Source organism: Paenibacillus sp. FSL R5-0912, assembly GCF_000758605.1.
Lineage (GTDB): Bacteria > Bacillota > Bacilli > Paenibacillales > Paenibacillaceae > Paenibacillus_AQ.
Genome location: NZ_CP009282.1, coordinates 7,212,399 through 7,226,596 on the forward strand (window position 1 = coordinate 7,212,399; position 14,198 = coordinate 7,226,596).

The following is a 14,198-nucleotide window of genomic DNA, read 5'->3' on the forward strand; positions in this document are numbered from 1 at the left end:
GGCTTAGCCGAACAATCCGCAGATCCAGCTCCACAAATTCTGCAGCAGCTCCCATACGAAGAACTTTACCTTCGGCGCTTCTGCATCAGCGTCCGCAACGCCGTCCCCGCTGGCAGAAGCCGTAATACCGAAAGCAGTCTGATCAACCCCGCCATCCGCCGTTTTCACCTTGGCTCCGTCTCCGGAGACCTTAGCGGAGACCGCCGAAGCCTTCTTGTCTGCAGCGGGTTCCGCAGCTGCGGCATCACCGGAGCCGGCATCAATGAAGCAGAGCGGCGGAAACAGCACACACCACCAGTTCTGACCTTTGCCTGCGCCAAGCGTGACCCGCAGCGCTTCATATTCCCCGGCAGGATAGACCCGGCCGCCATACATTTTCGTCGGAAAAGGTACGGTGCCCAGTTCGACTTTATAGCTATAATCAATTCCCCGCTGCGCAAGCTCTCCGCCCACCAGATCATTCAGCTCCGGGAGATGACTCTGAATCAGCGCCCGCGCCTGCTCCAGACTCTGGGGATCCTCCAGTCCGGCCACCCACTGGTTAATCTGTTCTACCACCTGGTCGCGGATCTGGCGCTTAACCAGCTGATCTCCCGTACCATCCGAATTCGCCAGAATACGCAGACGGATCGACTCCTGCGGAATGGTTACCTCCGCTACGGCAGCATCGCTTTTTTGCCCTTCCCAGGCCATCATCAATATCATAAAAAAACAAATTAAAATGGCAGTATACTTGAACGTAATCCGCAGGGAATCCCTTTTGTCCAGCTGATCGTTATTCATCTTGCGCAGCCCCTCTCCCTCTGAAACTCTTATGTTCCCAGTATGTCCGGGAATGAGAGACTGCAAACCTAGTAATCTATGATTTTAAGAATAAAGTAGTCTCATCCTTCAGCTTGGGCAGCGGAAGCGGCAGATCATCCTCCACATCCTGCCCGTAGAGCCGCACACTCATGGCAATCCCCATACAGGCCATGTTAATCAGAATCGAGGTTCCCCCATAGCTGATAAACGGAAGCGTAATCCCCGTTAGCGGCATCAGCCCGGTCATTGCCCCGATATTCTCCAGAATCTGATACAGCAGCATAGCTACGATCCCGACAATCAGGAGAGGGCCGCCGCGGTCTCTGCATTCCAGAGCAATCACAATTAATCTGTGGATCAGGATAAAAAAGAGCATCAGCAGCACCGCTGCACCCAGGAAGCCGAATTCTTCGCCGATCTGCACAAAAATCGATTCAGAATACAGATAAGGCACCCGGTCACTTTGCACAGTGCCGCCCTGCAGATAACCTTCGCCGCTGAGGCCGCCCGACGCAATCGCCGTCTTGGCATTCTTGGTCTGATAGCTCGCATCGCTGCTTGCCAGATCCGGTACCAGCCAGGGGTCAAAGCGCCTGACGAAGTGATCCCGGCCCAGCGTCTGCTCTATGAAGCTTACCGTCTGCTCATGATAGTGGATATAGCACAGAATGAAGCCCAGCACCGATCCCGCCAGAATAATCATCCCGATCAGAGCATGTGAGAATTTAATATTTCCGATCCACAAAAGCCCCAGCAGAATCACGATATAGCTGAGCGCATTGCCCAGATCATTCTGGATGATGACAAGCGCAAACGGCACCAGGGCGATTAGGCTAAGCGGCACCACGTCACGCCAGAAGCGCAGCGGATTTCTTTTTTTGCGGACAAGTACAGTGGTCAGAAAAAGAATCAGGATCAGCTTAAACAGCTCCGCCGGCTGAATGCTTAATTCACCGATGCCGATCCAGCCCTGGGCGCCATTTTTCACTTTGCCGATAAAGCTGACCAGCAGCAGAATACCGATCCCAAGGATGTAAATATAGAGTCCATACCGGACCAGAAGGCGGTAATCAAACAGGGTAAGCAGAAAAAAGGCAATAAAACCCAGCACATAATACTGAATCATCCGTATGTGTGTGCCATCCAGCTCAACTCTCCCGTGAGTCACGCTGTATATCGAGAAAATACTGACACACATCAGCAAGAGTAAAATCAATACGATGGAGCCATCAATCCGTCTGATTCTCTGTAACATCGGAATACTCCTTAACCTACGCGGATTATGGACCGGCCTGCTGCAGCATCCCCAGGGAACCGAATCCACTAATTTCCATTGTAAGACAAGTGGAGGCGTAAATACAATTTATGCGATCCTTGCCAGCCGGGAATAGCGTCAGCTTTAAACTAATAAGGTGAAAGTTATACTGGTGAATCGCTTGCTGAGAGGCTTGCAGTAATCCAATCTCCGCAATTACGGGATATGTGGTAGCTTAATTGCACTTTGTACAGCTGTACATTATACAACTATCACTGAATTTCCCCTTGGACCTGAACATGTCCATCGCTGCATGGTTAAGTCAACTCATTTCTTAAGTTCCGATGCTGACGTACTAGCGTACAGACACACAAAATGCCGGAACCCTTCCTTTTCGAAGAGCTCCGGCATGCGGATTACCTCTGATTGAATCAGAGATATTACAGTATACAGTTAGCCTTGCTTGGCCGGAGAAGAATAGATTGTAGGACTCGGCAAATCTTCCTCTACCTCTTGACCATGCAGGCGTACGCTCATTACCAGACCGATACTGGCCATGTTGATCAGCAGGGAGGTCCCCCCGAAGCTGATGAACGGCAGCGTGATCCCGGTTAGCGGCATCAGGCCGATGAAGGCACCGATATTCTCAAAAATCTGATAGAGCATCATTGCGACAATGCCGACAATCAGGAACGGCCCTCCCTTGTCCTTGCACTCCAATGCAATCAGAATCATCCGGTGAATCAGGATAAAGTAGAGCAGCAGCACCAACGCCGATCCGACAAAGCCAAATTCCTCGGCAATCTGTACAAAAATCGAATCAGAGTACGTATACGGCACGCGATCGGTCTGCACCGAGCTGCCCTCCATATAGCCTTCGCCGCTCATACCGCCGGAGGCTATGGCCATCTTGGCGTTTTTGGTATGATAGCTTGCCTTGGCCGTCGCTTCTTCCGGCACCAGCCACGGATCAAAGCGCTCTACCCAGTGGGAACGGCCGATATCTGTCAGGAAATCCTTAATTTCATCGTGGTAATGAATATAGCTCATGATCCCGGCAGCGGCGCTTCCGCCAATAATTAACAGCCCGATCAGCGCGTGGGTGAACTTGATATTGCCGATCCAGAGGAGGCCTACCAGAATTACGATATAGGAGAGCGCATTCCCGAGGTCATTTTGGCTAAGCACGATCAAAAACGGCAGCAGGCTCATTAGACCGAGCGGCACGACATCGCGCCAGAACAGCATCTTATTCTTATTCTTGCGGACCAGTACCGCAGCCAGGAACAGGATCAGAATCAGCTTAAACAGCTCGGCAGGCTGGAGACTGAAGCCTCCGAATTTAATCCAGCCCTGTGCGCCATTCTGTTCTGTACCGATAAAGCTGACCAGCACCAGAATCCCAATGCCTGTAACGTATACATATAACGCATATTTAACAAGCAGACGATAGTCCACGAAGGTCAGCCCTATGAAGGCGATAAAGCCCAGGATATAATATTTGATCATTTTGATATGCGATCCGTCCAGCTTGTCGCGCCCGTGGGTAACGCTGTATATGGAGAAAATGCTGACTACCATCAGCAGCACAAGAATGACCAGGATGACGCCATCTATCTTCTTAATCTTCTGAAGCATATTCTGTCTCCTTACTCAGTACTGGTTCCTCTTGTCACCTGGCCGCAGCCGTATACAGAGGTCCCGTCATTTCTATTGTAAAGGAAGGGGCAGCATAAATACAATTTCACCGTTTGGAGGCTCCTGCCGAATGGAAGCCGCATCCAGGATGGGGAGGCTAGCGGGCGATCCCCAGCACATGCCGGGCAATTCCGGCGAGATCCTCGATTGTGATGATCTCGTTCCAGTGACCGGCCGCCCGCAGCAGCTCAGCCACCTGCCCGGCCTGTCCCTGGCCGAGCTCGAAGCCGACCAGGCGCGGCGGAGCCGGGAGCAGCGGCAGCTGCTCCATCATGCGGCGGTAGGGATCAAGCCCGTCCCCGCCGCCGTCCAGTGCCGTGCGCGGCTCATGGTCGCGCACCTCTCGCTGCAGCCCGGCGATGTCGCCGCCGGGAATGTACGGCGGGTTGGAGACGAGAATATCCGTCTCCATCCCCGCGAACGGCTCGAGCAGATCGCCGAGCCGCAGGTCAACGGACGTGCCGAGCCGCTGCGCATTGCGCCCGGCCACGGCCAGCGCGCCGGGCGAGATGTCGCCGGCGCAGACCCGCCACGCCGGCGCTTCCGCCGCCAGCGTGACGGAGATCGCTCCGCTGCCGGCGCCGATGTCGACGGCGGTCAGCGGACGCACGGCGCGTGGGCGCGCCGCCTCACTGCCCGCGGCTCTCTCCCCCGCCGGCCTGTCAGCTTCTTGCGCAGCAGCTTCGCCACGCGCAGGCCCCGCCGCCGCCTGACCGCCCGCGGCTCTCTCCCCCGCGGACCCGCCAGCTTCTTGCCCGGCTTCGCCCCGCACCGTCACCGTCCCGTCCGGCCACAGCTCCGCGCCGTAGCGCAGAATCGCCTCGACGAGCAGCTCCGTTTCCGGGCGCGGAATCAGCACATCGGGCGTAACCTCGAAGGCGCGGCCGTAGAATTCCTGCTCGCCTATGATGTACTGCACCGGTTCACCCGCCGCCCGGCGGGTGACCAGCGTTTCCCACTGCGCCTTGACCGCTGGCGGGAATGGATCAGCCAGCGCCATATAATATGCCGCTCCGGACAAGCCCAGCACATGCTCCAGCAGCAGCTGGCTGCTGCGCTGCGGCTCATTGCATCCGTGCCCGGCCAAAAAAGAAGAAGCCTCCGCAAAGGCTTCCCGGATGCTTTGCAATTCCGACATGACGTAAGAGTCGTGTTTCAAAGCATTATTCTCCTTTTTCCATCAATTCCGCTTGTTCCGCAATAGACAGTGCCGAGATGATCTCGGTGATATCCCCGTTCATGACCTGCTCCAGACGGTGCAGGGTAAGGCCGATCCGGTGATCCGTTACACGGCTCTGCGGGAAGTTGTAGGTACGGATACGCTCACTGCGGTCCCCGGTTCCTACTTTGCTCTTCCGTTCCCCGGAGTACTTGGCTTCTTCTTCCTGACGCTTCAGATCCGAGATACGGGCACGCAGTACTTGCAGCGCCTTCTCCTTATTGGAGTTCTGGGACTTGCCGTCCTGACAGGTAGCTACGATACCGGTAGGTACATGGGTTACACGCACCGCAGACTTGGTCGTATTAACGGACTGTCCGCCCGCGCCGCTGGAACAGAAGGTATCGACACGGATGTCCTTATCATGAATTTCAATTTCGAATTCTTCCGCTTCCGGCATAACCGCAACGGTAGAAGTTGAAGTATGAATACGTCCGCCGGATTCGGTTGTAGGAATACGCTGCACACGATGCGCACCGCTTTCGAACTTCATTTTGCTGTAAGCGCCGCGGCCGTTGATCAGGAAGATAACTTCCTTGAATCCGCCGAGATCGTTCGTGTTAACATCCATCAGCTCTACGCGCCAGCCCTGGGTATCGGCATAACGGGTATACATCCGGTACAGGTCAGAGGCAAACAGTGCTGCTTCATCCCCGCCGGCTGCGCCGCGGATTTCCACGATTACATTCTTATCATCATTAGGGTCTTTGGGGAGCAGGAGCAGACGGATCTTCTCCTCCAGAACCACCTGGCGCGAGGACAGGTCGTCGATCTCCATCTTGACCATTTCCTTCATTTCATCATCAAGCTTCTCAGCCTGCATCATCTTGGCGGCTTCGAGCTCTTCCATTACATTTTTATATTCGCTATACGCCTCAAAGGCGGGCTGTAAGTCGGATTGTTCTTTGGAATAGTCCCTCAGTTTCTTACTGTCGTTTGCAACATCCGGGTCACAAAGCAGTTCACTGAGTTTCTCATAGCGGTCCGCCAGGGATTGCAATCGGTCCAACAAGGGAATTCACCTCTCCTGATTCAAATTCTTCGGTTATACATACTTAACATTGTCGATACAACAAAAATAGATATACGACTTTATATTATACCACCACTCCAGCCAATTGGCTACAGTACAAAGCGCCGGAATCAGGAAATCTTTTGAATCCTGAGCTGCGCCCACCTTATGATGTAAAAGCTGCAGCCAAGTTATGCATCAGGCGCGTGTCCTAATTACAAAATAAGCCGGTACTGAATAAATATCTGATGCCGCTCCCGGCCTCATTCCCATGAATAGTAGTAGTTGTATAGATTGGCTGTCATATGGCGATTATACGGCGGTCATAGGAGGAGGAGCCACTCTGCATGAATAGTTGGAAAAACGTATCTTAATTTCGATGTTTTGCAGCGTTAAGGGGAATGAATTGGATAAACGTCATTAAATTTCAGGCGTTTCCTCGAAAGTGATCTGTTTGCTGAATATTAAGTGCCGTTTTTCCAACTACTTCCTGACAAGGGTCCCTCTGTTCATGAGCAAGTGGAGATTATCCAACTGCTTTTCCGCCGCAGGCGGCAGGCGGTAGTGACAGACCAGACGGTAGACCAGACCGCAGACACTCGCGTCTGCCACTGACCCAGCCGAACCCTTGTTCATCGTACCCCGGCTTCTGAAGCCGCCTTTTCGGGTTTTCCACAAATAGGAGCTGACCCTTATCCTTATCCTCATTCAAAAAGAAACCATTCAGCAAGTAAACAACTCTACTTCTGAAGGGTTCCTCTGTCCTGAATTATAAATGGTCTATACGTTGAAGCGGAAATGCATAACGTCGCCGTCCTGCACCAGGTATTCCTTGCCTTCCAGACGCAGCTGGCCGCGTTCTTTTGCACCGTTCATCGAGCCTGCTGCTACCAGATCCGTATATGCTACAACTTCAGCCCGGATGAATCCGCGTTCGAAGTCCGTATGAATAACTCCGGCCGCTCCAGGGGCTTTGGTGCCTTTGCGGATGGTCCACGCACGGACTTCCTGCACGCCCGCTGTGAAATAGGTGTAGAGGCCGAGCAGTCTGTATGCCGCTTTGATCAGGCGGTTAAGGCCCGATTCCTGCAGACCCAGCTCTTCCAGGAACATCGCCTTGTCTTCGCCTTCCAGCTCGGCAATCTCAGCTTCCACTTTGGCACTAATCGGCACTACTTCAGCATTCTCAGCCGCTGCGAATTCGCGTACCTGCTTAACATACGGGTTCTCTTCAGCAGTCGCCACTTCATCCTCGCCCACGTTCGCCGCATACAGCACCGGCTTCAGGGTCAGCAGGTGAAGATCGCGCACGATCAGACGCTCGTCATCGGATAATTCCAGGCTGCGTGCAGGCTGATCCAGATAAAGAGCTTCCTTAACGCGCTCGAGTACTTCTACTTCCTGAGCGAATTTCTTATCGCCGCCCTTGATATTTTTGCGGGAACGCTCGATCTTCTTCTCGACGCTTTCGAGGTCGGCCAGAATCAGCTCCAGGTTGATCGTCTGGATGTCGCTGATCGGATTCACCTTGCCGTCCACATGCGTTACGTTCTCATCGACGAAGCAGCGTACCACATGAACAATAGCATCCACTTCCCGGATATGAGCCAGGAACTTGTTGCCCAGACCTTCGCCCTTGCTCGCACCGCGCACGAGTCCGGCAATATCTACGAATTCAAAAGCGGTAGGAACCGTCTTGTTCGGCTGCACCAGCTCGACCAGCTTATCCAGACGTTCGTCCGGTACTTCCACGACACCCACGTTCGGGTCAATGGTGCAGAAAGGATAGTTGGCGGATTCCGCCCCCGCTTGTGTTATAGCATTAAATAATGTCGATTTCCCAACATTGGGAAGTCCAACGATTCCAGCTTTCAAAGCCATTTATATGACAACTCCTATTTTCGGTTGAATTGATCACCGCATGAAATACCGACTGATCTAAACCATTATATATTAGAACAAAACCTCCAGCAACAGCGGATGTCAAGGGGATGTGTCTAATCTCCATACAGTGAAGCTTTAGCCCGAATAATTATCCCGTTACTTTCCAGGAACCCGGAGCCTATCCATTCAGTATGAAGAAACGGCTTCGTCGTCCTCTGAAAGAGGCTGCATCCGTTTCTCCAAAATAGAAGGATAATTGATAGCGTGAAGCATAAAAATTCTTATATTTCAAAAAAGCCCCCTCGCGGAGTCTCCATATACGATAATAGCGGACTCTCCATTTCAAAGCAGAATCCGCCTGTCTGCTGTCTGTCTGACTAGACTGAAGAACTGCAGCTAATTGTCCTGCACCTACAGCGTTTTGGACATCGTAATATCCGTAACCAGGAAGCCCATTTTCTTATACAGCTCAAAAGCACGGTCATTCTGGCCAAAGACATGCAGTCCGATCTTGGTCACATTCATCTTGCGGGCTTCTTCATCTAATGCCGCCAGTGACTGCTTACCATACCCTTTGCTCTGGAAAGGTTCGAAAATATAAAAGTCATAGATGAACGCCTCCCGGACTCCCCGGTTCTCGTTCACATTAAACCAGATGTACCCGGCTTGGGTCTCAGTCTCAGTCTCTACTATTGAATAGAGGTAAGCTCCCTCTGTGTAGAGTCCTTTGGGCAGGAAACGTGTCATTTCTTCCTGGGATAATTTCATGGCGGTCTCCGCATCCCAGGCTCCAGCCTTAATTTTGTCCTCTGCGTAATCACGGGTGGATTGTCTTAAGAAAAATTGAAAAGTCGATTCGTCCATTTGGACCAGTTTAATCATTGTTTTTTAGCCCTTCCTTTAATTCCATATTCATCGGCTTGCTTCTAACGCCGGATAAGACGCGGGGTACCGCGCAGGGAAGCAAGATCCGGCGCGCCGATGCCGAACATGACCGTGCGCAGCTCCAGTTCAACCTGTGCCAGCGCCTGGTCCAGCGCCTCCTCGGAGCTGACGGCCGGACCAAGCAGATTCCGCCCGAAGCCGGCCAAGTCGGCCCCAAGCGCCAGCGCCTTGGCGGCATCCACACCGTGCTTCAGCCCGCCGCTGCCGATCAGCGCGCCGTGCGCAGAGACCGCGCGCACTTCGGTAATACATTCCGCCGTGGGAATCCCCCAGTCCGCGAAGGCCTCCGCAGCCGCGCGCCGTACCGGGTCCGTACTGCGGAACTTCTCCACCTGACTCCAGGATGTGCCGCCCGCACCTGCAACGTCGATAAAGGCAGCACCAGCATTATACAGCAGGGCTGCGGTTTCTCCGTCAATGCCCCAGCCTACCTCTTTGACACCTACCGGTATCTCAAGGTTACGGCATAACGCCTCTATCCGCTTCAGCAGGGAAGCGAACCCGGTGTCTCCCTCCGGCTGGAATACCTCCTGCAGCCCGTTCAGATGCAGAACCAGCCAGTCTGCCCCGGCAATCTCTACCGCGCGGCGGCACTCTTCTACACCGAAGCCGTAGGAGAGCTGCACCGCACCGACATTGGCTATAACCGGAATTGTGGGAGCCTTATCGCGCACATGAAAAGAAGTCGCCAGCTCTGCACGCTCTACAGCGGCGCGGACAGAACCCACGCCGAGGGCCCAGCCCCTGCGCTCGGCTGCTTCGGCGAGCCGGGCGTTAATGTGCCCGGTCGCCTCGCTCCCCCCGGTCATGGAGCTGATCAGCAGCGGTGTCCGCAGCTCCCGGCCGAGAAATTCCGTACCGAGCCTGATCTCCTCAAAGTCCAGCTCCGGCAGTGCGTTATGGCGGAACCTGTACTGCTCGAAGCCGGTTGTAATTCCGCTGCCGGCAACGTCTTCATTCAGGCAGAGCCGCACATGTTCAATCTTGCGCTCCCCGGTTCTGGAGTCAGGCAGCAGAGATTTATGTCCCTCAGTGCCTGCTGCCCGCGATGCTGACCCGTACTCTGTGCCCGGCTGCTGCTCCGGACTTCGCGGCACACCGTCCTGCGGCATATGATTCATGCTGTCTTCCTCCGTTCTACCCTGTATTCATATATGTCCGGTAGCGTGAGACGCTACTTATAGGCTTCTTAAGCACAAGTACATTTCATTATAGCACAACACCGCCCGGCAGTTGACACGGGCGGATTCCTTCTGTCTTTTATTGACGGCCGGCAATATACTCACCCACCAGCCTTCCGGACAAGGATACAACCGGCGTCCCTCCTCCGGGATGCGTAGTTCCGCCGACGTACCAGAGCCCCTTAACATCTCTGGAGCGGTTCCCCGGGCGGGAGAAGGTCTGCCGCGCTGAATTGGAGGATATCCCGTAAATGGCCCCCCGGTGGGCGAGAGTATCGTCAGCGATATCCCGGGGGGTATAACGCTGCAGGACATCCGCTTGGGATAACCCTGTAATTCCATGGCCCTCGAGCACGGACAGCACACGTTCCCCGTAATCAGCGGTTTCTTCATTCCATTCACAGGCAGCGCTCAGATACGGCGCATTGGCCAGTATAAAAAGATTGCTGCCGCCCGGCGGCGCCAGCTCAGGCTCGGAATAACCCGAGTGGCATACATAGACCGCAGGCTGCTGCGGAGGACGTTTATGCTCAAAGATATCCTTGAATTCCTGTTCATAATTCTCAGGAAAAAAAACCGTATGGTGCAGCAGGGTATCATATCTGCGCGGCACTCCCGCCAGTGTCACCAGCCCGGACAAGGACGGCTCGTAGGCTTCGATCTTGCGGTCTGTCATGCCCGGACGGTTCTCTTCGGGCAGCAGCATACGGTTGATGCTCAGCACATCACCGCCGGCTATAACAGTCTTGGCCGGATAGAACCCTTGAGCCGTATCCACACCTTCCACAGCGCCGGAAACTACCGAAATCCCCGTAACCTCGGTGCCTGTAATCAGCTGTACGCCAAGTTCCCGGGCAAGTGTAGTTAAGCCTTTGACCAGCTCATAGGTCCCCCCCCTGACACCGTAGACCCCTTCCCTGATCTCCAGATGTCCAAGCATCGCAAATATCGAAGGCGCACGATACGGCGAGGAACCGACATATGTGGCATAGCGTCCCAGCATAGCCAGGGTGTTCGGATGACTGAAATAACGGAGCAGCAGGGCGTGCAGATTTAGAAAAGGCCTGACGCGCAGCAGGTCCCGTACAAGAGACGGCGATAATTTGTCCCGCCAGGACAGCAGCAGCCTGTTCAGGAACTGCTGCCCGCTGAGCTCGTATAGACGCGAGGCTTCGGCCAGAAAGTCTGGATAACGCACAGCATCTTCAGGACTATAAGACGCAATTTGCTCCTGCATAGCCCCGATATTGCGGGAGAAATCAACGATTGAGCCGTCAGTAAATACATTGCGGGTTCGCGGCTCCAGTTCATACAGCTGGACATACTCCTCCATGCGGGTCCCGGCAAGCTCATACAACGAACGGAAGACATGCGGCATCGTAATGGTGCTCGGGCCACGGTCGAACATGTATCCTCCCGCTTCGACACGCTGCAGCTTGCCGCCCGGCTGCTGCTGCCGTTCCAGCACGGTTACTTCCCAGCCTTTGACGGCTAGTGTTACCGCACAGGACAGCCCTCCGAATCCGGCACCTATAATCACAGCCTTCGGTTTCATAAATAACGCCTACCTTTCCATTCGTAGCCCCCGCGGGACCGGCCTCCGCGCCAGGATGCCACGGCAATTAAGGACAAGCAGAGTATACCGGCCGGCAAAAGCAAACAGAACCAGACCGGCTGCCTGCCTGCCGCATCACTGGTCCGCTTAATGGCGATACCGGCCAGCACTGCAACAGCCGGCATAACTGCTGATGAAGGCTGCCCGGTCATGCAATAGTATAAGACTGCCGCAACCGGCAGCATATAGAGTGATAAATACATCGTAAGCACAGCCAGCAGAAGCACGGGGTTGCGGCCGATACCGGCAAAGATATTCTTGCGGTAGCCGTTCCACACTTCTCTGGCATTGTGATACATCCGCATTGAAGCATGACCGGTGATATCTGCGAGGGTCACCGGTTCTCCCGCCAGCTTCACCGCACGGGCCAGAGCCATATCATCGACCAGTTCACCACGGATCGATTCATGCCCGCCGCAGCGGGTATAAGTATCCCGGTGGATCAGGATGAAGCCCCCATGTGCCGCAACAAAACGCGGGTCTCTTGAACCGCGGACAAGCGGGACCGGCAGGTGGCAGATGATCGTGAAGACCATCAGGGGAACCACCAGCCGCTCCAGCCATGAGCCGGTAACCTGGCGGGGAAATCCTGTAACCATGCCGCCGGCTTGAGCTTCGGCCGAAGAGAGGGCCGCCTCCAGAGCCAGCGGCTGCAACCGGACATCCGCATCCAGAAACAGCAGCCAGTCACCCTCTGCCGCCTCCGCCAGTTGGGCACAGGCATGGGATTTGCCCAGCCAGCCTTCCGGCAGCTCCCGTCCTTGCAGAACACTTGCCCTGTCTCCAAGGATGGCAGCGGCAATCGCTCCTGTGCCGTCTGTCGAAGAATCATCCAGCACTCTTACTTCCACTTCCCTTCCGCTGGAGCTGCAAGCCAGCACAGAGGAAAGGCAGTCCGCAATATTATCCGCTTCATTCCGTGCGGGGATCAGCACGGACAGGCGCCGTACTGCTGATGCTGCCGGCACCCGATGTAATTCTGAATCCCCTTGGCCCGGCCCACCCCCCAGCTTAGGAAGCTGCGCTGCATTCCACACGGCAAACAGCAGCTGGAGCAGCAGCACAACCGATATGATCTGTAAGACCGTGATCATCGCTTCCTCCTGCCCGGCCTTAGCATGTCAAGCCATTCATTCGTGGATCTTCCTCTCTTCAGAAGCGGCCTGAATTCCTCCGGCATGTGACCTTTATGATTAAGGATCTGATTGCGGTGTGCCTCCAGTTGGCCGCCAAGCGCAGCCTCCAGGCTGCGGGCAATGTCTGAGCGGTCCATGTCGGCCCAAGGCAGCAGCTGCGGGGTTCCGGCCAGTAGTGTCGCTTCCGGTTTGGTATGGCGGAACAGGCCATGATATAGCGTTACCGGCACTACCGCAGTCAGCGGACTGAGACGCAGAACAAGCGCTGCCCCCTCTCTCAGAATCAGCGGACGATGCTCCAGTGGCAGGATCTCACCTTCCGGATACATCCAGACGCTCTCTCCCGCCTGCAGCAACCCTGCTGTATAACGCAATGAAGCCCGCAAGTCTCCCGTACCGGCGGAGTTAATGGAATAGGCGCCAAGCTTCCGGAAGAAGGCATATTTGCGCAACTGCTCCTCTTCCATCATGAAGTAGTGCCTGCTTCCGGCCAGTTTCCCTGCCGCATGATAGGCCAGCAGACCATCCCACCAGGAACTGTGATTCATGAGATAGAGAATACCTCTACCTGCGGCTGCTGCAGGCTGCAAATCCCCGCATATTCCGATGGAATGGAAATGCCTGCGCAGCAGATAAAGTGAATTATAGCGGTAGAACAAGCGGTCAAAGCTTCCCGACTTGACGGCTTCCAGCATAACGCAAGCTCCCTTCCGCCAGAGCAATGCCAGCTCCGGCTATCACTGCACAGAACGGCAGACCCTCTGTAAGACTGATAAGACCGAACAGAATCAGAATCGCCTGGTACAGACGGGTACCGCGGCGGGCCGTCAGGCAGGTAACCGGCACAGCCGGCAGCAGCATGGACAAGGCAGCGCCGGCAATCAGCCAGCCCCCGAAATTGCTCCAAGGCACATGATAGAAGCCGCCGCCGCCCTCCCAGTGCCAGAAGTTTCTGGCATGGGCAACGGGATCAAGCACCAGATCCAGAAGCACCGTCCAGAAGCCGACCTGAACGGCCCGCAGCAGCAGCAGGCGCAAGCCGCGCTGCCCGAAATCATAGCTGATAAGTACGGCATTACAGACGACAGCGATCCAGGCGAAGCCCAGCGTAACAGGCACGCCAAACAACAAAGGTCCGAGCACCGTAGAATAGTGATATTCGCCGAACAACCGGCCTGAATGAACGCCGACCCATTCGACAGCCATTCCTCCCATCCAGATCAGGCCTGCAGCACGCCACATGGAAAGGTTACGGCGGCGTTCCACAGCTATGACTGACCAGTCAGACATGAAAGGCAAAGCCTGCCCGGAAGATAATACATGCGCAGCATATGCAGCATATAAGACTAGAAACAAACCATTGGAAAAGCTCAGACTTTCCGGAATCCCCAACCAGATCAGCAGCAGAGCGCCGACTCCATACCAGATCCAAAATAGGGTTCTGATCAT

12 protein-coding genes are annotated in these 14,198 nt (G+C 54.9%); all 12 read right to left on the reverse strand.

From position 1 onward, the window contains the following. Positions 1-3 precede the first annotated feature (3 nt). Positions 4-783 carry a stage II sporulation protein R gene (gene spoIIR / locus R50912_RS30640; RefSeq protein ID WP_042240312.1) on the reverse strand — a complete coding sequence of 260 codons (780 nt, stop codon included), beginning with the start codon at positions 781-783 and terminating at the stop codon, positions 4-6. A gap of 76 nt (positions 784-859) precedes the next feature. Beyond that, complete coding sequence (locus R50912_RS30645; protein WP_042240315.1) at positions 860-2,059, reverse strand: FtsW/RodA/SpoVE family cell cycle protein; 1,200 nt, start codon at positions 2,057-2,059, stop codon at positions 860-862. 453 nt (positions 2,060-2,512) lie between these two features. Continuing rightward, a complete protein-coding gene (locus tag R50912_RS30650) occupies positions 2,513-3,697 on the reverse strand; it encodes an FtsW/RodA/SpoVE family cell cycle protein (RefSeq protein WP_042240319.1) in 1,185 nt (394 codons plus the stop codon). A gap of 157 nt (positions 3,698-3,854) precedes the next feature. Beyond that, the gene (locus R50912_RS30655) at positions 3,855-4,895 is read right to left on the reverse strand and encodes a N5-glutamine methyltransferase family protein (RefSeq protein ID WP_042240322.1); all 1,041 of its coding nucleotides are present in this window, start codon (positions 4,893-4,895) and stop codon (positions 3,855-3,857) included. A gap of 25 nt (positions 4,896-4,920) precedes the next feature. Continuing rightward, on the reverse strand, positions 4,921-5,988 hold the full coding sequence (gene prfA, locus R50912_RS30660; protein WP_039309100.1) for a peptide chain release factor 1: 1,068 nt from the start codon (positions 5,986-5,988) through the stop codon (positions 4,921-4,923). A 780-nt stretch (positions 5,989-6,768) separates the two neighbouring features. Continuing rightward, positions 6,769-7,869: a redox-regulated ATPase YchF gene (gene ychF / locus R50912_RS30665; protein WP_042140262.1), complete on the reverse strand. Its 1,101-nt coding sequence runs from the start codon at positions 7,867-7,869 to the stop codon at positions 6,769-6,771. Positions 7,870-8,283: 414 nt separating this feature from the next. Next, entirely contained in the window at positions 8,284-8,754 is a 471-nt protein-coding gene (locus R50912_RS30670) for a GNAT family N-acetyltransferase (protein ID WP_231637739.1), read from the reverse strand. A gap of 44 nt (positions 8,755-8,798) precedes the next feature. Beyond that, entirely contained in the window at positions 8,799-9,938 is a 1,140-nt protein-coding gene (gene fni, locus R50912_RS30675) for a type 2 isopentenyl-diphosphate Delta-isomerase (RefSeq protein WP_081956727.1), read from the reverse strand. A gap of 139 nt (positions 9,939-10,077) precedes the next feature. Further along, positions 10,078-11,553: a phytoene desaturase family protein gene (locus R50912_RS30680; RefSeq protein ID WP_042240325.1), complete on the reverse strand. Its 1,476-nt coding sequence runs from the start codon at positions 11,551-11,553 to the stop codon at positions 10,078-10,080. After that, positions 11,550-12,707 (reverse strand): glycosyltransferase family 2 protein, encoded by a 1,158-nt coding sequence (locus R50912_RS30685; protein WP_042240329.1) that lies wholly within the window; start codon positions 12,705-12,707, stop codon positions 11,550-11,552. The genes R50912_RS30680 and R50912_RS30685 overlap by 4 nt, the downstream gene beginning before the upstream one ends. Continuing rightward, positions 12,704-13,444, reverse strand: coding sequence for a lysophospholipid acyltransferase family protein (locus tag R50912_RS30690; protein WP_042240334.1), 741 nt, complete (start codon positions 13,442-13,444; stop codon positions 12,704-12,706). Before R50912_RS30690 ends, R50912_RS30685 begins: the two co-directional genes overlap by 4 nt. After that, the gene (locus R50912_RS30695) at positions 13,413-14,198 is read right to left on the reverse strand and encodes a carotenoid biosynthesis protein (RefSeq protein ID WP_042240337.1); all 786 of its coding nucleotides are present in this window, start codon (positions 14,196-14,198) and stop codon (positions 13,413-13,415) included. The genes R50912_RS30690 and R50912_RS30695 overlap by 32 nt, the downstream gene beginning before the upstream one ends.